16 protein-coding genes and 1 pseudogene are annotated in these 19,284 nt (G+C 59.2%); 10 read left to right on the top strand and 7 right to left on the bottom strand.

Annotated features, from left to right (window positions below; translation table 11 throughout):
• Nucleotides 1-46: 46 nt before the first annotated feature.
• Nucleotides 47-274 carry a hypothetical protein gene (locus tag ACR9ZQ_RS08315; protein ID WP_481427528.1) on the top strand — a complete coding sequence of 76 codons (228 nt, stop codon included), beginning with the start codon at nt 47-49 and terminating at the stop codon, nt 272-274.
• On the opposite strand, the gene ACR9ZQ_RS08310 is transcribed toward ACR9ZQ_RS08315, so the two are convergent.
• Nucleotides 253-1,932 carry a formate--tetrahydrofolate ligase gene (locus ACR9ZQ_RS08310; RefSeq protein WP_481427527.1) on the bottom strand — a complete coding sequence of 560 codons (1,680 nt, stop codon included), beginning with the start codon at nt 1,930-1,932 and terminating at the stop codon, nt 253-255. The genes ACR9ZQ_RS08315 and ACR9ZQ_RS08310 overlap by 22 nt on opposite strands.
• A 154-nt stretch (nt 1,933-2,086) precedes the next feature.
• On the opposite strand from ACR9ZQ_RS08310, the pseudogene ACR9ZQ_RS08305 reads away from it, so the two are divergent.
• Nucleotides 2,087-2,614: pseudogene (locus tag ACR9ZQ_RS08305) on the top strand (TIGR00645 family protein).
• Between the two features lie 90 nt (nt 2,615-2,704).
• Here the strand turns inward: ACR9ZQ_RS08305 and ACR9ZQ_RS08300 are convergent.
• Complete coding sequence (locus tag ACR9ZQ_RS08300; RefSeq protein ID WP_481427526.1) at nt 2,705-4,396, bottom strand: COG3904 family protein; 1,692 nt, start codon at nt 4,394-4,396, stop codon at nt 2,705-2,707.
• Nucleotides 4,397-4,491: 95 nt separating this feature from the next.
• Nucleotides 4,492-7,608: a bifunctional proline dehydrogenase/L-glutamate gamma-semialdehyde dehydrogenase PutA gene (gene putA / locus ACR9ZQ_RS08295; protein ID WP_481427525.1), complete on the bottom strand. Its 3,117-nt coding sequence runs from the start codon at nt 7,606-7,608 to the stop codon at nt 4,492-4,494.
• A gap of 112 nt (nt 7,609-7,720) precedes the next feature.
• Here putA and ACR9ZQ_RS08290 point away from each other — a divergent pair, with 112 nt between their 5' ends.
• The 3 genes from ACR9ZQ_RS08290 (at nt 7,721) to ACR9ZQ_RS08280 (ending at nt 9,561) form a co-directional block, all read left to right on the top strand.
• The gene (locus ACR9ZQ_RS08290; protein ID WP_007824522.1) at nt 7,721-8,182 is read left to right on the top strand and encodes an Lrp/AsnC ligand binding domain-containing protein; all 462 of its coding nucleotides are present in this window, start codon (nt 7,721-7,723) and stop codon (nt 8,180-8,182) included.
• Nucleotides 8,183-8,327: 145 nt separating this feature from the next.
• Nucleotides 8,328-9,053, top strand: coding sequence for a helix-turn-helix transcriptional regulator (locus ACR9ZQ_RS08285; protein WP_007824523.1), 726 nt, complete (start codon nt 8,328-8,330; stop codon nt 9,051-9,053).
• Nucleotides 9,054-9,099: 46 nt separating this feature from the next.
• On the top strand, nt 9,100-9,561 hold the full coding sequence (locus ACR9ZQ_RS08280; RefSeq protein WP_113321981.1) for a PAS domain-containing protein: 462 nt from the start codon (nt 9,100-9,102) through the stop codon (nt 9,559-9,561).
• Here the strand turns inward: ACR9ZQ_RS08280 and ACR9ZQ_RS08275 are convergent.
• The 3 genes from ACR9ZQ_RS08275 to ACR9ZQ_RS08265 form a co-directional block, all read right to left on the bottom strand.
• Nucleotides 9,558-10,679 carry a DUF2333 family protein gene (locus tag ACR9ZQ_RS08275; RefSeq protein ID WP_481427524.1) on the bottom strand — a complete coding sequence of 374 codons (1,122 nt, stop codon included), beginning with the start codon at nt 10,677-10,679 and terminating at the stop codon, nt 9,558-9,560. The genes ACR9ZQ_RS08280 and ACR9ZQ_RS08275 overlap by 4 nt on opposite strands.
• Nucleotides 10,680-10,830: 151 nt before the next feature.
• A complete protein-coding gene (locus ACR9ZQ_RS08270; RefSeq protein WP_481427523.1) occupies nt 10,831-11,904 on the bottom strand; it encodes a hypothetical protein in 1,074 nt (357 codons plus the stop codon).
• A 73-nt stretch (nt 11,905-11,977) separates the two neighbouring features.
• On the bottom strand, nt 11,978-12,580 hold the full coding sequence (locus ACR9ZQ_RS08265; protein ID WP_481427522.1) for a thymidine kinase: 603 nt from the start codon (nt 12,578-12,580) through the stop codon (nt 11,978-11,980).
• Nucleotides 12,581-12,816: 236 nt separating this feature from the next.
• Here ACR9ZQ_RS08265 and ACR9ZQ_RS08260 point away from each other — a divergent pair, with 236 nt between their 5' ends.
• From ACR9ZQ_RS08260 to ACR9ZQ_RS08240, 5 genes are all read left to right on the top strand, one after another.
• Entirely contained in the window at nt 12,817-13,773 is a 957-nt protein-coding gene (locus tag ACR9ZQ_RS08260; protein ID WP_481427521.1) for a choline ABC transporter substrate-binding protein, read from the top strand.
• 77 nt (nt 13,774-13,850) lie between these two features.
• Nucleotides 13,851-14,696 (top strand): choline ABC transporter permease subunit, encoded by an 846-nt coding sequence (choW, locus tag ACR9ZQ_RS08255; protein ID WP_481427520.1) that lies wholly within the window; start codon nt 13,851-13,853, stop codon nt 14,694-14,696.
• Nucleotides 14,693-15,739: a choline ABC transporter ATP-binding protein gene (gene choV / locus ACR9ZQ_RS08250; RefSeq protein WP_481427519.1), complete on the top strand. Its 1,047-nt coding sequence runs from the start codon at nt 14,693-14,695 to the stop codon at nt 15,737-15,739. Before choW ends, choV begins: the two co-directional genes overlap by 4 nt.
• A 139-nt stretch (nt 15,740-15,878) precedes the next feature.
• Nucleotides 15,879-16,628, top strand: a complete 750-nt coding sequence (locus tag ACR9ZQ_RS08245) for a HugZ family pyridoxamine 5'-phosphate oxidase (protein WP_481427518.1) — start codon at nt 15,879-15,881, stop codon at nt 16,626-16,628.
• Nucleotides 16,629-16,743: 115 nt separating this feature from the next.
• Complete coding sequence (locus ACR9ZQ_RS08240) at nt 16,744-17,061, top strand: ArsR/SmtB family transcription factor (RefSeq protein WP_007824533.1); 318 nt, start codon at nt 16,744-16,746, stop codon at nt 17,059-17,061.
• Nucleotides 17,062-17,204: 143 nt separating this feature from the next.
• Here the strand turns inward: ACR9ZQ_RS08240 and ACR9ZQ_RS08235 are convergent, their stop codons facing one another.
• Complete coding sequence (locus ACR9ZQ_RS08235; protein WP_481427517.1) at nt 17,205-19,178, bottom strand: PhoX family protein; 1,974 nt, start codon at nt 19,176-19,178, stop codon at nt 17,205-17,207.
• Between the last annotated feature and the right edge of the window lie 106 nt (nt 19,179-19,284).

Raw genomic sequence — 19,284 nt, 5'->3', positions numbered from 1 at the left:
CCCAAATCAAAGTCTGAGAATAACGAAGGCGAAGTTAGGAAAGTGAATGAAGGCTATCGCAGCCTGTATCATCCTCGGCCTGCTTTTAGCTGCCATAGCCTTGCTGTTTACAGGCCATATTCTCTGGCTCATCCCCATAGGGATATTGCTGAGCGGCAGCCTTGAGAGGCTCTTCATTTGGCTATTCATCGACCCTGAATTTGGGAACCGCCAACGTCATCGCCTAGTCCGAGGCGTGAAAGCTGCTCCGGATCAGAACAACCCTTCGATATAACCCTGGTCATTGAGGTAAATCCGCTCTGCCGACGGCGACTTCGGCAGACCGGGCATCGTCATGATCTCGCCGGTGATGACCACGACGAAACCGGCGCCGGCTGACAAGCGCACCTCGCGCACCGTTACGATATGCCCCTCGGGCGCACCGCGCAGGTTCGGATCGGTGGAGAAGGAATATTGCGTCTTCGCCATGCAGACCGGCAGGTTGCCGTAGCCCTGTTCCTCCCAGGCTGCTAGCTGGTCTCGTACAGCCTTGTCAGCCGTCACCTCGCCGGCGTGATAGATCTTCGAGGCGACGATCTCGATCTTTTCGAGCAGCGGCAGGTCGTCGCCATAGAGCGGCTCGAACTTCGCCTGTCCGGATTCGGCAAGCTCCACAACCTTATAGGCGAGGTCCTCGATGCCTTCAGACCCTTCCGCCCAATGACGGCAGAGGATGGCTTCCGCTCCGTGACGCGCGACGAAATCTTTGACGGCAGCGATTTCCGCATCCGTATCCGAGGTGAAATGGTTGATCGCAACGACGACAGGCACGCCGAACCGGCGCACATTGGCGATATGGCGGCCAAGATTGGAGCAGCCGCGAACCAGCGCCTGAACATTCTCCGCGCCGAGATCGTCCTTCTTCACGCCGCCGTTCATCTTCAGCGCCCGGACTGTCGCCACGATCACGGCAGCACTCGGCTTCAACCCTGCCTTTCGGCACTTGATGTTGAAGAATTTCTCTGCGCCGAGATCGGCCCCGAAGCCCGCTTCCGTCACGACATATTCGCCGAGCTTCAGCGCGGTCTTCGTCGCAATCACCGAATTGCAGCCGTGAGCAATATTGGCGAAAGGACCGCCGTGAACGAAGGCAGGATTGTTCTCCAGGGTCTGCACGAGGTTCGGCTGCATGGCGTCTTTCAGGAGCACGACCATGGCCCCATCCGCCTTGAGATCGCGGGCATAAACCGGCGTCTTGTCGAAGCGATAGCCGATGATGATATCGCCAAGGCGACGTTCCAAATCCCTGAGATCGGTCGCAAGGCAGAGAATTGCCATCACTTCAGAGGCGACGGTGATATCGAAGCCGTTCTGCCGCGGAAAGCCGTTGGAAACCCCACCGAGTGAAGACACCATGCTGCGTAGCGCCCGGTCGTTCATGTCCATCACCCGCCGCCATGTGATGCGGCGCAGGTCGATATTCTCTTCGTTGCCCCAGTAGATGTGATTGTCGATCATCGCCGCGAGCAGATTGTGTGCCGAGGTGATCGCGTGGAAATCGCCCGTGAAATGCAGGTTGATGTCTTCCATCGGCACGACCTGGGCATATCCGCCACCTGCCGCCCCGCCCTTCACACCGAAGCAGGGACCAAGCGAGGCCTCGCGCACGCAGACGATCGCCTTCCTGCCGATGCGGTTCAGCCCGTCGCCGAGACCGACGGTGGTCGTCGTCTTGCCCTCGCCCGCCGGCGTCGGGTTGATGGCGGTAACAAGGATGAGCTTGCCGTCCTTCTTGCCCTCCTGGGCGGCGATGAACTCGGCGCTGATCTTCGCCTTGTCATGTCCATAAGGAACAAGCTGTTCCGGGGGGATGCCAAGCTTGGCGCCGATTTCGAAAATCGGCTTCTTCGTCGCCGCGCGTGCGATTTCGATATCGGATTTGATGGCAGCCATGGATCGTGTCCTCATTCTCTCAGCACAACGGACTCGGCGTTTATTTCAATCGGATAGCGAAATATCCCGAACCTGTGAATAGTACTGCGCCTTGCAGTCCGCCTATTCCATTGTTTATTAGGGGCCAACGATTCTGGGATTTACGGGGTAGATCATGAAATCACTCGAACTTCTGGTCGAGCGCATCATTCTTTCCAGCCGCTGGCTGCTGGTGGTCTTCTATATCGGCCTTGTGCTTGCGTTGGCCGTTTATGCCGTATCTTTCGCCTTCAAGTTCCTGAAGGTCGCAGGAAGCGTGTTCGAACTCGACGAGGCGGAAATGATCCTCGCCATGCTCGGTCTCATCGATGCGGCACTCGTCGCAAGCCTCATCGTCATGGTCATGATCTCCGGCTACGAGAATTTCGTCAGCCGTTTCGACGAGGCCGAAAAAGAAGGCGAAGTCTCCTTCCTCGGCAAGCTCGATTCCGGCAGCCTGAAAATCAAGGTCGCCTCCTCGATCGTCGCCATCTCCTCCATCCACCTCCTGTAGGTCTTCTTGAACGTCGATCAATATACCGACGGCAGGATCATGTGGCTGACCCTCATGCATCTCGCCTTTGTCGTCTCGGCAGTCATGCTCGGCTTCCTCGAGAAGCTGATGAGCGTGACCTCGAAGAATGGTTTGAAGGACAAGGCGTAAGGCGGCGTCAAGCCGGACACATCCGGCGAACGAGAGCCGCACAAAGCAAAAGTGCCGTATCGCGGCGGCGCATCTTTTCGGATATCGGCATCAATTGACCGTGGCCGCAACCGGAACAGTTTCCACACCGGATCTCCTGGGGCACCGGACGCTTCCCTTCGCGTTCGGTCCGCAGAGATGAAGGCCCGGCTCTTCATCGTAGGGAATCACACCATCGATGATGTCAAGCTTGAGCGCCTGAGGTGGATATATATCGCCTCTCCCGAATGACGGCGTTATCATCATCGTGTCGAATGTCTCGGGACTGATGCCCATCTCGCTGAAATAGGCAATGAATTTTCCGCGCTCGGTCTCCGTAAGCTCGATCGCCGGCTGGCTGAGGCCAAGAGCAGAAGTCTTTCCGACGAACCGCAACTCTCCGCCCATGAAGGCAAGCGTGCAGCTCGAAAAGCAGTACGCACCGCCGGCAAAGACCTCACCTTCGGTCGGCCCGTTTTTGGCCATACTCGCAGTGCAACGCGGATCCTGCATCGGACAATTCGGCAAGCGCGTTCTACCAATCGACGTATCGAGACCTGCGGCGCGGATCATACGCCCCATCGCGAAAGCAGCATCTCTGTCGCCGCCATAGGACTGAAAGACGACGGGCAGCTTTTTTTCTCCGAGCGTCTTCAAGACCGCGTCCAGCTGAGCCGGCGTATCCGGCGTGATGTCCCCATCCGCAGAAACCCACTGCGTATACTCGTCCTGGCAATTGCCATCGTACATCACGAGAAAGTCCATAGGATGGGTTTTAGGCAGACCGCCGCTTGTGTATACGGTCGCACGCTTCACCGGTGCCTCCGCCACAGGCGCCGACGCTACAGCCACCTCGGCCGCAGGATGGCGATAGCAGACGGCGCTCGCCGCGGCGTCTTTGGGACAGAGCGGCATACCGGGCCACTCACTGAATGTCAGCACATCCGTGAGAAGACCCATTCGAACTGCGTCTTCAGGCGGTATGACTGCGATGCTTGCAGGGGTGGTCGCCATCATCAGATCAACCAGATCACCACTGACGCCCATTTCTTTCAAATAGCCCGTCAGGGCAGCGGTGGCTTTCTTGCCTAGCTTGGTGGAACTGCGCTGCCCAGCTGGCTTTCGTCCAACCTCCTTGCGGGAGACTTCCGTCTTCTTACCGTTCACCATTTTGTATTCGATCCGGTAAGAGACACGCACCTTCTGATAGACGGTCGTGATCTGGTGGACGCCGATATAGGCCCACTGCGACGAGGCGCGCGACGTGCCACCAGCCAGCACCAGAGGACACGCCGAATAGCAGAACGCACCATCCGAATAAGTGTCCCCGAGCGAAGTGCCATCCTTTGCGATAGCAGCAGCGCAGCGCCTATCGTCATCGGGGCAATCCTTAAGCTGCGTCCCGCCGACTGCCGTTTCAAGACCAGCCTTGCGGATCATCCGGCCCATCGCATAGGCGGCATCGACTTCGCCGCCCTCCGAGCGGAGGACGACAGGTACTTTCCGGTCGCCGATCTTCTTGAGAAATTTTCTCAACCGCGCTGGCGTATCTGACGTTATCCGCCCCTCCGCCGATATCCATTCAGGACAGTCTTCCAGACAGGAGAGGCTGTGCACGAGAATGAAATCCATCGGGGGTTGCCCCGCCTGTTTCTGCTTGGCTGCTTCGGAGGCAGTAGCTCCGATCGGCAAGTTCAAAAGGAACAAAATAAGTAATGATCGGAAGGATAGGCACTTCACCAAAAAAGAAACTGCAAAGCGCACGATTAGATCGCCTTAGTTGCACCTGACCATACGCTTAGCAATTGGATTAAACGGCAGCAAGCGGGATTCCGAGGGCTTGCCGCCGCCTTATTACTTTATTCGCCCATCGCAATCAGGCTGGCATTGCCGCCTGCGGCAGCCGTGTTCACCGAGATCACCTGCTCCAGCGCAAAACGCAGCAGATAGGCGGGCCCGCCGGCCTTGAAGCCGGTGCCGGATAAACCTGAACCGCCGAAGGGCTGGGTGCCGACGACGGCGCCGATCATGTTACGGTTCACATAGACATTGCCAGTATCGAGCGCATCGGTGACGGTGCGGATCGTGGATTCGATGCGGCTGTGAACGCCAAGCGTCAGGCCGTAGCCGGAGGCCTGGATATCCTGCAGCACCCTGGGCAATTCCTTCGCCTTCCATCTCACGATGTGCAGCACCGGCCCGAAGACTTCCTTGGCCAGTGCCGCAGGCTTGTCGAGCTCGATGATATGCGGCGCGAAGAAGCTTCCGCCATCAGGCGCCTTGCCGGCATAGCGAACCTTCTGCGTTTTCTGCATGTTGGCGATATGGGCTTCCAACATCGCCTTCTGCTTCTCGTCGATGATCGGGCCGACATCGGTCGTTTCCAATGCGGGATCGCCAAGCTGCAGTTCGCGCGCAGCACCTTCGATCATCTGCGTCATGTGCTCGGCCACGTCCTCCTGCAGGAAGAGCAGGCGAAGTGCAGAGCACCGCTGACCGGCAGAGCGGAAGGCTGAGAGGACCACGTCATCGGCCACCTGTTCGCCGAGCGCGGTTGCATCGACCACCATGGCGTTGAGACCGCCCGTTTCGGCGATCAGCGGCACGATCGGCCCATCCTTGGCAGCAAGCGCTCGGTTGATCGCCCATGCCGTCTTCGTCGAACCGGTGAAGGCAACGCCGGCAAGCGCTGCATGCGCCGTGATAGCGGCACCGACGTCGGGACCGCCAGGCACGAAGAGCAGCGCATCTTCCGGCACGCCGGCCTTGTGGAACAGCTTCACTGCTTCATAGGCGATCAGCGGCGTCTGCGGTGCAGGCTTTGCAAGCACGGCATTGCCGGAAACGAGTGCGGCCGAAACCTGCCCAAGGAAGATCGCCAACGGAAAGTTCCAGGGCGAGATGCAGGTAAAAACCCCGCGGCCGCGCCATAGATACCGATTATCCTCTCCAGTCGGCCCCGGCATCTTGGTCGCTGTGCCGAAGAGCCGCCGCGCCTCGCTGGCGTAATAGCGGCAGAAATCCACCGCCTCGCGTATTTCCGCAATGCCGTCGTCGAGCGTCTTGCCGGCTTCTGCGGCCAAAAGAACAAGCAGCCTGTCGCGATTTTCTTCCATAAGGTCGGCCGTGCGCTCCAGCGCAGATGCACGTTCTTCGACCGGACGGCGCGACCATGCTTTGTAGCCTTTGGCGGCAACGGCAAAGGCCTTGTCGATATCGGCAACGGTGGCATTGCGAACCGAGCCGACGGTCCTGGAGCGATCGGACGGTGAAAGGACGGGCGCTTCCGAAGCGCTGGCAGCCACGCCCGGAATGAGGGGCGCGGCCGCGATGGCGGGAAGCCCCTTCCGGATCGCCTCCATCAGCTTTTCAAGCGTCGCCCGATGGCCGAATTCCAGTCCGGCGCTGTTCTTCCGCTTGCCGTAAAGCTGCAGCGGCATCGGGATCCTGCTGTTGCGCGCACTGACGCCGACATCGAATTGCAATTTGTCCGCCGGACGCTCCAGCAATGCCTTGATCGGCACATTCTTGTCGCCGGCCATAGCAACGAAGGAGGAATTGGCGCCGTTTTCGAGAAGACGGCGGACAAGATAGGCGAGCAGATCGCGGTAGCCTCCAACAGGCGCATAGATCCGGCAGGCGATCCGGTCGTTGGTATCAAGCAGATGATTGTAGAGGCTCTCGCCCATACCATGCAGGCGCTGGAACTCGAAGCCGGAACGATCATTGCCGGCAAGCTCCAGAATGGTGGAAACCGTCAGTGCATTATGGGTGGCAAATTGCGGGAAAATACGCGCCCGCTTGGCGAGCATGTGCTGCGCGCAGGCGAGATAGGAAAGGTCTGTCGCCTGCTTGCGCGTCCAGACCGGATAATCGTCAAGCCCGCGTTCCTGCGCCCGCTTGACCTCGGTATCCCAGTAGGCGCCCTTGACGAGGCGCACCATCATGCGGCGGCCAAGCTTTGCGCAGAGTTCATCAACATAATCGATCACGGCGACCGCGCGCTTCTGATAGGCCTGGATTGCAAGGCCAAAACCATCCCAGCCGGCAAGCGACGGATCGGAAAAGACCGCGGCGATCACGTCGAGCGAAAGTTCCAGCCGGTCGGCTTCTTCGGCATCGATGGTGAAATTGAGCTGATGTGCCTTAGCCATCTGCGCAAGCTTCAGGAGGTCGGGCACGAGTTCCCTCATCACGCGATCGCGGTGAGTGGCGAGATAGCGCGGATGCAGCGCCGAAAGCTTGACAGAAATACCCATGCGATCGGGCAGATCCTTGCCCTTGGCGTTCTTCGCCATCCAGCCGCCGATCGCTTCGATCGCCATGGCGTAGGATTGCCAGTAACGTTTGGCATCTTCGGCCGTCCGTGCGCCCTCGCCCAACATGTCGAAGGAATGGCGATAGCCCTTCTCCTCGCTCTTGGCCGCGCGGTTGAGAGCGTCCTTAATGGTTTCGCCGAGCACGAAGTGATGGCCAAGGAAGCGCATGGCCTGCTTGGTGGCATTGCGAACGGTCGGCAGGCCCATGCGTTTGACAAGGCCGCGAAGCACGCCCTCGGGCGTCTCACCGGGGCGGATGATGCGGGCTGAAACGCCGAGCGCCCAGGCGGATGCCGAGACAAACCAGCTGTCGGCCTTGCCCTCATGCTCGCTCCAGCCGCCTTCCTTCAGCTTGTCCTCGATCAGCTTGTCCTGCGTCAACGCGTCGGGCACGCGCAGCAGCGCCTCGGCAAGCACCATCAGCGCCAGGCCCTCCTTGGTGGAAAGCCCGTATTCCCTGAGGAAATCCTCCACGCCGCCGATCGATCCCGAATTGCTGCGGATCGCCTCGATCATGCCCCCGGCACGCTTGTCGATCGCAACATCCTGGGAGGCCGAAAAGCGCAAGCCTTCGGCGAAACCATGCAGCAGGCGATCATCGTCACCGGCAAATGGAGCGTTGAACAGGGCAAAAGGCGTGGAAATCTGGGTCGGCATGAAGTGTTCTCCGTGATTTCGGCAACATAGCTGTTCATTCGTGGTGTTTTTCACTAAACTGAGGCCGACCAACACGATCTTCGCCTACCGACCGCCTGAAAGGCCGCGAAAAATGAAAGAGCTCGACCGTCTCGACCGCAAGATTCTCCGTGCGCTGCAGAAGGAAGGACGACTTTCCAACATAGAGCTCGCCGAACGCGTCAACCTGTCTCCCACGGCCACTGCCGAGCGCGTCAAGCGGCTGACCCGAGACGGTTATATCACGGGCTATATGGCAATCCTCTCGCCGGAAAAACTCGGCCGCAACCTCCTCGTTTTCGTACAGGTGAAACTTGACCGCACCACGCCTGACGTTTTCGATGCCTTTGCTGCGGCAGTAAAACGTAGCGACGACGTCATGGAATGTCATATGGTCGCAGGAGGTTTCGACTATCTTGTGAAGGCGCGCATGGCGGGGATGGAGGCTTATCGCCAATTCCTCTCGGAGGTGATTCTTTCCCTCCCCGGCGTACGCGAAACACACACCTATGCGGTCATGGAGGAGGTAAAAGGCACAGCCCTTCTACCCGTATAGCTCGAAAATCAACTTAAGCGCGTTTTTCATCTGGTTAATTTTTCACAAAATGAATTAATCAGCGTGTGCTAAGTCAATTAGGGCTAGCATGCAGGCGGATTTATGTATTTGATAGCGGTAACATAGGGACTTGCGGGGGCATATAATGTCTTACATGACTACCTCTGAAAGGCAGTCATTACTATCGAGCGAACTGGCAGTGGCGCGCACGCGCGGCCTGTTCGCACAAGCGCTTGGAAGGGTGGCAGCCGCATTCGGTTTTGAGCACGCCACCCTGCTGAACGCGCCGACGATAGAAGATTTGCTGCTCAAGCCGCTGATCATCGAGAGCTCGCTGCCGGTTTCCTACATCAGGGATTTCGATCGCGCGCATATGCTGCGCGCCTGTCCCTTTGCCGCACGCATGAGGGAATCAGCCGTACCGCAGGTATGGCATCTTAACGATCCCGGCCATGCCCAATCTTTCCCCGCCGGCACCAGAAACTTGATGCTCCAGCACGCTATGAGCGCCGGCATTGCCATGCCGATCAATTCGGCCGATGGACAGCGCCTCGTCTTCTGGTTCGGCGGCGAACGCGCATCCCTCGGCCAGAGCGAGATCAACGAACTCGCGATGATCGTTCTTCACGCCGTCGACACCTACAACAGCGTCAAGCGCAATGAGGAGAGCCCCCATAGCGCGCTCTCGGCCCGCGAGCTCGAGGTCGTGCGGTGGACGGCGCAGGGCAAGACCTCGATCGAGATTGGCCAGATCCTGGCGCTCTCGGATCACACGGTAAATGCTTATATGACCAACGCAATTAAAAAACTCGATTGCGTCAACCGCACCCAGTTGGTAGCAAAAGCCATCCGATTGAAGCTGATCAACTGAGGAATCAGAAGAGAATCAGCGCGCCATCCCGAATTAGGGGGAAACCGTGCCTCTTCGTTTCGAACAGTCAGCCGTCGAACATCGGCTGCAATCCCGTGCCCACATCGGAATTACCGATGCAGAAGCGCTGACCATGTTCGCTGCCTACCGCCTCTTCGGCTTCTGGCGGATGAACCTCGAGACCGGGCATTTCTTCGCCAGCGAAGACGTACACCAGATCTTCGATCTTCCTTACAGCGAAGGTCCGGTCAACCTGACCGAACTCATGTCGCGCATCCATGCGGAAGACCGGCTGCTGATTGCCGAAACCTTCGAGCAGGCAAGCCTCTACCGGGTCGGCTTCCACTATGTCTATCGCGTCGACAACGGGCTCGGCGGCTACAAGATGGTGCGCTCCGTCGGCAAATTCCGCGACGACGCCAGCGGCGGCGGTATCGTCGGTATCACCTATGAATTCGTCGAGAAGCTGCGCATCCTCGGCTTCGAGGACGGCGGCACTCCGGCTTAACGGTCCAGCACCGAGCGGATTTCAACCAGGTTCGACCGCACTCTCAGCATATAAAAGCCCATCGTGGCGAGATGGCTCGGCATGATCCAGCCATCCTCCCGTCCGTTGGAAATGATTGCCGGCTGGATGCGAAGTGCTGCCTGAAACTGTTTGGTCGTGCCCGCCCAGATTGCTCCGAGGTTCCGTTCTGCCACAACCTGAGAGAAGTCCGACTGCGCGGCCGTCAGAATCGCGTAATAAGCGTATAGCTGGCCATAGGCGAACCAGAATCGATCGTCCGCCCGCGTGTCAAACCAGCCGCGATTATGGTTTTCCGAGCGCTCCGCCAGCATGTCGGAGGTGCTGCCGAGATCGTTGGCGATGCGGTCGATGAACTGCATCAGGTTGTCCGCGCGACCGTCGAAAACTGCGTTGCAGGCGGCGAGATCAGTGTTGAACTTGCGCAAGTCTTTGATGGCCGTGCGATAATAGGCAGGCGTCGGCGTCTTCAGTCCGAAGGGATCGAGCCCGAAATACCAGCTGTGTTCATCGAACTGCAGATTGCCGCGCGCGCTCTGCAGATCGTTGTTGATGCCGGACGTGCCTCGCACGCGCCCGAGCGTATCAACAAGCTCCGCCGAAGTTCGCCGGACCGCCTGGTTGATGCCGCGCTGGAAGGATGCCTTGTTGTCCAGGAAGGGCGTGTGATCCCAATCGATGCCGAACAGGCCCATCTTGTAGAGCACCATCGACGATATCCAGGCATTCTGGTTGACGTTGAAATCCGTCAGATCGGCCGCGACATCGACGATCGCCGAGCGCTGGCAGGTCTTGGCAGCAGTTCCGTCGGCCGCCCGAATTTCCTGTCCTGCCGGCACCTTGCGATCCGAAAGGCGATATTGATCGACGAAGTTCGTATTGAAATTCGACCAGGCCTGCGTCTGCCAGATGAAATAGCCGTAAAGGACGACGAGAAGTGCGAGAAACGCGATGATCGGCAGCCGGATCATCCAGGTCCGCCGCGCATACCATCCGTGCGCGGCCATGAATGGCCAGATCGCCCAGGCGGCAAAAAGGCGAACCCAGCGGCTGATCGTCTGGCCGATCAGTCTGAAAAAACCGGCAATCCGGTCGAGCATCGTCGTCTCCTGTCAGGCGGCGAAAACAGGGATATCCTTTCCATCCACATATGCGCTCGATCGCCCAAGTACAACAACAGACAAGGATATTTCGGCCAACGGAGTGCGAGCCAGACGCGACAGATCGGATACGCCTTCCCTCGCCGCCCCGTTAGGAGCGCAGCGAACGGAGGAATCCGAGGCTGAATATGGGAGATTTTCGCACCACATCGATCAGCGGCGCCTCCGAGGGCTCCTCGGCATAGGCGGGAAATTTCCGGGCAAATTCCTGATCTGCACGGCTCTTTCGCTGGACCAGATCCTGAGGCACCAGCATGCCCTTTTCGAAAAGCGCAATAGATGCGGCAATATTCGGGAAAAGCTCCGGCTTGATCCTCACCTTCATGCCCGGACGGTCGGTATCGACCTGCGCCTGATAGATGATGAGCCGCTCCTCGGTATCGACCGAAAGCTTGCGGACGAGCACGTTGCAGCCGGCGATACGGCCATTCAGCCTGTCGACGAAGGCCTGGAACATGCCGATGAAGCGTTCGCGTCGCTGGCTCTCGTCGCGCATCGCATGTTCCTCGACGGAAATGCGCTCGGCCTCCGCCTTTAACGCTAGGCGCTCCGCCTCCATCTGCTCCCAGTGCGCCTTGTTGCCATAGACCCCGATGCGCCCCTGCGTGTTCAATGCCTTGGCGTTGAGCTCCTTCATCCGCATCCGTGCAATGTCGATCTCGTCGACGAGCCGCCGCCGGTGCTCGACAATGTCGATGAGGCTCAATTCGGCGCTCTTGTGACGCGCGACAAGGGACAGCCTCTGGCCTTTAAGCAGCGTCGCCAGCAGATCGGATTTCGCTAGAAGATCGAGTAGTTGTTCCACGACCGGCGCCTCGCGCACCCGCGCGCTATGCATGCGCCACATGCGCTGCCGGGAAAACCATCCGGCCATTTTTTCGCGGCGCGTCAGCCCGCGAAAACTGTCGAGATCGGCCGAAACCTTGGCCGTCAGCCGGTCCAGGGAGAAGACGAGTTCCGCAAGCAGCACATCGAGCGTGGCACTGTCGTTTAAGAAGGCCTGGAAGCGCGCATTCTGCTCCAGGAAAATCTCGTCGGATGAGCGCGACTCGTCACCATCGAAACTTGTGATGCAGGCGGCGCAATAGTCGGCTTCGCCGGCCATGGCCTCGGCAAGGTCACGGGCAGCATGATACTGGCTATCGAAGGGCGGGCTCTTGCGCACCGGGCACTCCCATGGAATCTCCGTCTTCCAGACTATTCACTTGCCGCGCTAAAGAAAACAGGCGTCGATCCGTTCAGACCGGCTCGGCAATCCATTCGCCGTTCATTGCATCATCCCAATGGCGACGACACAATGAAACATATTTCTCGTTCCCGCCGACATCGATCTGTGCGCCTTCGTGCAGCACCTTGCCCTCGGCATCGAGCCGCACGACCATGGTGGCCTTGCGCCCGCAATGGCAGATGGTACGCACCTCCCTCATCTCGTCGGCAATCGCCAGCAGCTCCTGCGAGGCCGGGAAGAGCTTGCCCTGGAAATCCGTCCTCAGGCCGTAGACCATCACGGGAATGCCGAGCCTGTCGACGACGCGGGCAAGCTGCCAGATATGATCGCGCGTCATGAAATGCGCTTCATCGACGAAGACGCAGGAGATCGCCTGTCCTTCACCGCTGAGTTTCCGGACCAGCGCATAGAGATCGCTGTCGCTTTCGAAGGGGATGGCCTCCGCTTCGAGCCCGATACGCGAACCGATGATGCCGCGCCCCACCCGATCGTCGAAGGCCGCGATCAACAGAACCGTGCGCATGCCGCGCTCCTGGTAATTGTAGGAGGCCTGCAGCAGCATGGTCGACTTGCCGGCATTCATCGTCGAGTAGTTGAAATAGAGTTTTGCCATCGGATTCTCCTTGTCTGGCTTCTTGAAAGCTGGAGAACGCAAAGAAAAGCCCCGACAAATCGATAATCACAGGAAATCTTGGCGGCGAAATCGCCAAAAGCCTTGAAATTCAAGCCTTCCCAAAAAACGCTGGGGCGTCGCAATCATATAGTCCGGAACGCCGCAAACGCGCCGAGATCGCTTGTAAAACTGGTCTATTGATGGTTGGCTTGGGAACGTAAGACTGGGAGTCTAAAATGAAAACAACAAGCGCATTCAAACTCATTACCGCAACTGCCGTCGCAGCTCTCTCCGTTGCGACCGCCGCCTTCTCCGCAGACCCTGAAAGCTGCTCCACCGTCCATCTTTCGGACATCGGCTGGACGGACGTCACTTCTACTACGGCGACCGCCTCCCTGCTCCTCAAGAAGCTCGGCTATGAGACCGACATCAAGGTTCTCTCCTTGCCGGTCACCTATACCTCGATGAAGAACAAGGACATCGACGTCTTCCTCGGCAACTGGATGCAGTCCCAGAAGGCAGATATCCAGCCCTACCTCGACGACAAGTCGGTCGAGTCCTACGGTCCGAACCTCGTCGGCGCCAAGTATACGCTGGCGACCAATGCCAAGGGCGCCGAACTCGGCATCAAGGACTTCAAGGACATCGCCGCTCACAAGAGCGATCTCGACGGCAAGATCTATGGCATCGAGCCCGGCAATGACGGCAACCGCCACGTCATCGACATGATCGACAAGAACACCTTCGGCATGAAGGAGATGGAACTGGTCGAATCCTCCGAGCAGGGCATGCTGGCACAGGTCGCCCGCGCCGAGAAGGAAGGCAAGCCGATCGTCTTCCTCGGCTGGGAACCGCATCCGATGAACACCAACTTCAAGATGACCTATCTGTCGGGTGGCGACGACACCTTCGGACCGAATTTCGGCGGCGCCGAAGTCTACACCAACGTGCGTGCCGGCTATCTAGATGAGTGCCCGAACGTCGGGACGTTGGTCAAGAATCTGAAGTTCTCCCTGACAATGGAGAACGAGATCATGAACAAGATCCTGAACGACGGCGAAGATCCGGAAAAGGCAGCGGGCGAATGGCTGAAGGCCAATCCGTCCACGGTCGAACCCTGGCTTGCCGGCGTCAAGACGCGCGATGGCAGCAGCGATGGCCTCGCAGCCGTCAAGTCAGGCCTCGGCCTCTGATGAAATGAACGGGGCGGATCTGCCGCCCCGTTTTCGTTTTCATCCCGATCTTCGTTCTCAAAAGACAGGCGCGCCTCGTGAATTGGATCACCGACGCTAAAATTCCCATTGGCCCCTGGGCCAAGTCCTTCGTTGACTGGCTGACGACAAACGGCGAATGGTTCTTCAACCAACTCTCCGCGCTGCTGTCCCATGTCATCAATGCCTTGCTTTTCGTGCTGCAGACGCCCAATCCGCTGGTCGCCGTCCTCGCCATAAGCCTCATCGCCTGGTGGCTGCGCCGATCGATAACAGTGGCGGTCTTCACCTGTCTTGGGCTGCTGCTCATCATGAACCAGGGCTACTGGAAGGAGACGACGGAAACGCTGGCGCTCGTACTCGCCGCGACCTTCGTCAGCATGGTGATCGGCATTCCGCTCGGCATTGCGGCTGCCCGCCGCGCCTGGATCTATGCCGCGATGCGGCCCGTTCTGGACCTCATGCAGACCATTCCGACCTTCGTCTATCTGATTCCAGCACTTATCCTTTTCGGCCTCGGCATGGTGCCGGGCCTGATCGCAACCGTCATCTTCGCCATCCCCGCCCCCATCCGCCTTACCCGCCTCGGCATTATCTCGACGCCCCCTTCCCTCGTCGAAGCCGCCGTCGCCTTCGGCGCGACGCCGATCCAGGTTCTGCGCAAGGTCGAACTGCCCTTTGCAACACCGCAGATCATGGCCGGCCTGACACAGACCATCATGCTCTCCCTCTCGATGGTCGTGATCGCCGCCCTCGTTGGCGCTCCCGGTCTCGGCGTACCGGTCGTGCGTGCCTTGAACACCGTCAACATCGCCAAGGGTTTTGAGGCCGGTTTCTGTATCGTCATCCTGGCAATCATTCTGGACCGCATGTTCCGCACCGCAGGCGAAGGAGACGGCGCATGACCGCGGTCAGTTTCAGAGACGTCAACATCATCTTCGGCGACCGGCCGGAAATCGAACTCGCCATGGTCGACCAGGGTCGCTCACGTGACGAGATCGGCGCCGAGACCGGCCTCGTTCTCGGCGTCGCCAATGCCTCGCTGACCATCGAGGAAGGCGAAATCCTCGTGCTGATGGGCCTATCGGGTTCCGGCAAGTCGACGCTCCTGCGTGCCGTCAACGGGCTTGCGCCCGTCGTGCGCGGCGACGTCGCCGTTTCGACGGCAACGGGGTCGGTAAACCCCTACAAATGCAGTGCCAAGGCGCTGCGCGACCTGCGCACGCATACGGTCTCTATGGTGTTCCAGCAGTTCGCTCTCCTGCCTTGGCGCACCGTTGCCGAGAATGTCGGTTTCGGCCTTGAGCTCTCGGGCGTGCGGGAAGCCGAGCGCAAGAGCCGGGTCGGCGAGCAGCTCGAACTCGTCAACCTGACGAAATGGGCGGACCGCAAGGTCAACGAGCTCTCCGGCGGCATGCAGCAGCGCGTCGGCCTTGCCCGTGCATTCGCCACCGGCGCGCCGATCCTCCTCATGGACGAGCCGTTCTCCGCGCTCGATCCGCTGATCCGTACGCGCCTGCAGGACGAGTTGCTGGAATTCCAGCGGCGGCTGAAGAAGACCATCCTCTTCGTCAGCCACGATCTCGACGAGGCCTTCCGCATCGGCAATCGCATCGCCATCATGGAGGGCGGACGCATCATCCAGTGCGGAACGCCACAGGAGATCGTCAAGAACCCGGCCGATCAATATGTCGCCGACTTCGTGCAGAACATGAATCCGATCAACATGCTGATGGCCTCTGACATCATGCAGCCTGGGCTTGGCGACGCAGCAATCGGCATGTCGGTCAGCGCCACCGCCCGCCCCACGACGCCGCTTGTCGATATCCTCGATGCCCTCTCCCGGCAGCCCGGCAGTATCGGCGTGGTCGACAACGGCCAGATCGTCGGCACGATCTCGGCGCAGGATGTCGTCACCGGCCTTACACGGCACAAGCGGAAGGAATAAAGCATGTCGCGCAAAAGTGTGCAGCGGTTTTGCGGTAACGACATGCGAAAACAAAAACCTAAAGCGTGGCAAGCAAATCCTGGAGATCGCGACACGCTTTAGACTTGATCCTTTCACTCCGCTTTGCGACAACGCGGATATGAAAGAACAGTCTTCTACGCTCCGCGAAACCGACGACGAGGCCCGTAAGCTGGCGCGCACTCTCTTGCGCTCCGCCCGCTATGCTGCCCTCGCCGTTCTCGATCCCGAAACCGGCTTTCCCTTCGCAAGCCGGGTTCTCCTCGGCACCGACATAGACGGCGTGCCGGTCATTCTCGTTTCCGCGCTCTCGACCCACACGAAAGCGCTCGCTGCCGATGCCAGGGCCTCGCTCCTGACCGGCGAGCCCGGCAAGGGCGATCCGCTTGCCCATGCCCGCCTGACGACCCAATGCCGTGCGGAACAGGTGGAGCGGGATACGCCTCTCCACGCGCGCATCCGCGCTCGTTTCCTCAACCGTCACGCCAAGGCGAAACTCTATATCGATTTCCCGGATTTCCGTTTCTTCCGGCTCATCCCGCAATCGGCCAGCCTTAATGGCGGATTCGGCCGTGCTTACATTTTGGACGGCAGCGATCTCGTGATTCACTCCGAGGCAAATGATCACATCGCTGAAAAAGCTGACGCCGCAGTGCAAGATTTAGTAGCGCGCCATCCGGACCTCATGTTAGCGCTGACATCCAGGCTGAAGGCACCTGAAGCGGGTCCCTGGCGCATATGTGGGGTCGATTCCGAAGGTTTTGATATGATTTCAGGTGACTTATTGATGCGTTGCGAGTTCGACATACCCGCTGAGGACTTAGATCACATTTGTTCAAACATATCTAAAATAGCATACCTGATACCTTAAATTTAGGTATATACAATCTTCGAGCCCAATTGCTAGTTTTCGCTGTCAGTCAAAGAACCGTCTGACGGCCTGTGCCTGTACGGATGATGTACGTTTCGCATTAGGAAGAAAAAATATGGAAACCTCTGATTTGGCCGAGCACACCAATGTGGCGGCAGCTTTATTATCGGCCATGGCCAACCCCAAGCGTTTGCTGATCCTCACCAGCCTGGTAAAGGGAGAAGTGCCTGTCGGCGTTCTCGCCACCCAGGTCGGCCTGAGCCAGTCGGCCCTCTCCCAGCATCTGTCGAAATTGCGCGCTCAGAAGCTGGTCAAGACCCGTCGTGATGCACAGACGATCTACTATTCCAGCAACTCCGAGCCGGTCATGAAGATCCTCGCGACGCTGGAGGATATCTACGTGGCTCAGAACCGGAGCAGGTCTGCAGCCTGATGTCAGCGCTGACATGATGTCAGTCTGAGCAGCGTTCCAGGGAAATGCTTCCGCGGGCGCCGCTTAACGATTTTCAGCACGTAAAACCTTTGGGACCGGCAATTCGCAAGAATTGCCGGTCCCGTCTGTGTCAGAACGACAGGTTAGCTGCCCACCACTCCGTTGCTAGCGCGCGTCAGCACGACGAGCGACGGACGCGCCGGCACACCCGGCTTGAAGTCCGGCCAGTTAGTGCCGGCATCTTCCATTGAGGTCGCATCCTCGTTATCGGCCATGCGCAATTCGCCCGGATGCTGGACCGAGAGGAAGACGCTGGAGCCGTCCGAGGTAAAGGTCGGCGAGCAGGTCTCCGAACCGACAGGCGCGATATAGATGAGCTTCGGCAAAGCGCGGCCCGAACCCTCCGTATCCATTACATAGACGGAATCGGCGATGCCTTCCGGCGGCGGGCCGTCGGTGGTCACCCAAAGGCGGCCTGCTGGATCCACGGCAAGGTTATCGGGGTCGGTGAACCAGCCGGCCGAGGTGGTCGCTGGATGGAACATCGCCTGGTCTTCGGGCTTGGCCGGATCGCCGCAGAGCACGAAGACGTCCCACTTGAAGCTCTCAGCGGCGTAATCGGGCTTGTCAGGACCGCCTGGCGTTACAAGCTCCAGCAGATGCCCATGCGGATTGGGGCCACGTGGATTGGCAACGTTGACCTGTTCCTTCTCGTCGTCACCCTGGCCCTTCGGCAGGCGATCCTCGTTTTCGGTCATGGCCACATAGAGCTTGCCGGTGCCGAGATGCGGGATGAAGCCCTCCGGCCCGTCCATTGGCGTCGCACCAACGAGGTCGGCGGCAGTGCGGGTGGCGAGAACCACGTCTGCCTGCGTCTTGAAGCCGGCTTCCGCCGTCAACGGGCCTTCGCCAGCAACGAGCGGGATCCAGCGCATCGTGCCGTCGCTTTCGAACTTGGCGACAGACAGGGTGCCGTGATCGAGCAGATCCTTGTTGGCGGCGCGATCGTTGGGGTTCCACGGATCGCGGGTGACGAAGCGGTAGATATATTCGAAATCGTCGTCATCGCCCATGAAGACCACGACGCGGCCGTCAGGCGCGACGCAACATTGCGCGCCTTCATGCGTCATGCGGCCGAGCGAAGTGCGCTTGACCGGCTTTGCCGTCGGATCGAACGGATCGATTTCCACCACCCAGTCGAAACGCATCCATTCGTTCGGCTCTTCCTCGAACTTGAAACGCGGCTCGACGCGGCTGACGGAATAGATGTCGTTCTCATCCTCGTCCCAGCCCTGGCGCTCGACCAGTTCCTGGTTCGGCAACTTGGTATAGTCGCCGGCAAAAACATCCATCGCGCCTTCTTCGCCTGAGAGCATCGTGCCCCAGGGTGTGATGCCGCCATTGCAGTTCGAGATCGTGCCGAAGACAACCGTGCCGGTCGGATCGGCCTTGGTCTTGAGCCGGTCGTCGCCGGCAGCCGGGCCGGAAATGCCGATCTCCGTGCTCATGTGGATGCGGCGGTTATACTTGCCGTCCTTGACCACCTGCCACTGATTGCCATCCTTGCGCACTTCGAAAACGGATATGCCGACAGCAGCCATGACGGCGCGGATCTGATCCTCGGTCATCTTCTCGCGGTAATCGTCCGCCATCAGGCCCGGGAACATCAGAAAGGGCGTCGCATATTCATGGCTGACGACCATCAGGCCGTGATCGGAGCTCTTTTCGCCCCAGGGCAGCGGCAGGAACTGCGTGAAGTCGTTGTTATAGCCGAACTGGCGCTCGGCAGCCTTGCCATTGAGCTTGGCGACATCGAATTCCGGGCTGTCGGTGAAGAGAGCGTCGCCCCAGCGAATGAGGATCTGGCGCTCGTAACCATCAGGCCAATGGTCGGCGGTGTCACGCACGCGCTTCAGTTCGGGGAAAGTAAGGGTCGACTCGGCGGCTTCCGCCCTCGTTGCTTCGAGCGCCGGCGCAAAAGCGGCTGCCCCCATGGCTGCGATGAAGCCCTTGAGAACGGTACGGCGACGAACGCCTTCTTCGAGAATGGTGCCGTAGCTCGGCGCAAATGCACGCCGCGGATTGGGACGCGGTCTGGTTTTCTGGCGGTCCGTCATGACTACCTCCGGTAAAAACGGTTGAATTTCAAGGAAATGGATGAAATGCCCTCGGCCATTGCGGCCATCGATTTTTGTAGCAATGCCGGGCGAAGGATTGATGACG

The sequence above is a fragment of the Rhizobium sp. KNZ14-9A genome, assembly GCF_056755015.1.
This window is presented reverse-complemented; position numbering and strand designations above follow the sequence as displayed.

Excerpts from the sequence above, each read along its gene's own strand:
- ACR9ZQ_RS08315 (WP_481427528.1), top strand. The coding sequence starts at position 47 with ATGAAGGCTATCGCAGCCTGTATCATCCTCGGCCTGCTTTTAGCTGCC.
- ACR9ZQ_RS08310 (WP_481427527.1), bottom strand. The coding sequence starts at position 1,932 with ATGGCTGCCATCAAATCCGATATCGAAATCGCACGCGCGGCGACGAAG.
- putA (WP_481427525.1), bottom strand. The coding sequence starts at position 7,608 with ATGCCGACCCAGATTTCCACGCCTTTTGCCCTGTTCAACGCTCCATTT.
- ACR9ZQ_RS08290 (WP_007824522.1), top strand. The coding sequence starts at position 7,721 with ATGAAAGAGCTCGACCGTCTCGACCGCAAGATTCTCCGTGCGCTGCAG.
- ACR9ZQ_RS08285 (WP_007824523.1), top strand. The coding sequence starts at position 8,328 with ATGTCTTACATGACTACCTCTGAAAGGCAGTCATTACTATCGAGCGAA.
- ACR9ZQ_RS08275 (WP_481427524.1), bottom strand. The coding sequence starts at position 10,679 with ATGCTCGACCGGATTGCCGGTTTTTTCAGACTGATCGGCCAGACGATC.
- ACR9ZQ_RS08265 (WP_481427522.1), bottom strand. The coding sequence starts at position 12,580 with ATGGCAAAACTCTATTTCAACTACTCGACGATGAATGCCGGCAAGTCG.
- ACR9ZQ_RS08260 (WP_481427521.1), top strand. The coding sequence starts at position 12,817 with ATGAAAACAACAAGCGCATTCAAACTCATTACCGCAACTGCCGTCGCA.
- choV (WP_481427519.1), top strand. The coding sequence starts at position 14,693 with ATGACCGCGGTCAGTTTCAGAGACGTCAACATCATCTTCGGCGACCGG.
- ACR9ZQ_RS08245 (WP_481427518.1), top strand. The coding sequence starts at position 15,879 with ATGAAAGAACAGTCTTCTACGCTCCGCGAAACCGACGACGAGGCCCGT.
- ACR9ZQ_RS08240 (WP_007824533.1), top strand. The coding sequence starts at position 16,744 with ATGGAAACCTCTGATTTGGCCGAGCACACCAATGTGGCGGCAGCTTTA.
- ACR9ZQ_RS08235 (WP_481427517.1), bottom strand. The coding sequence starts at position 19,178 with ATGACGGACCGCCAGAAAACCAGACCGCGTCCCAATCCGCGGCGTGCA.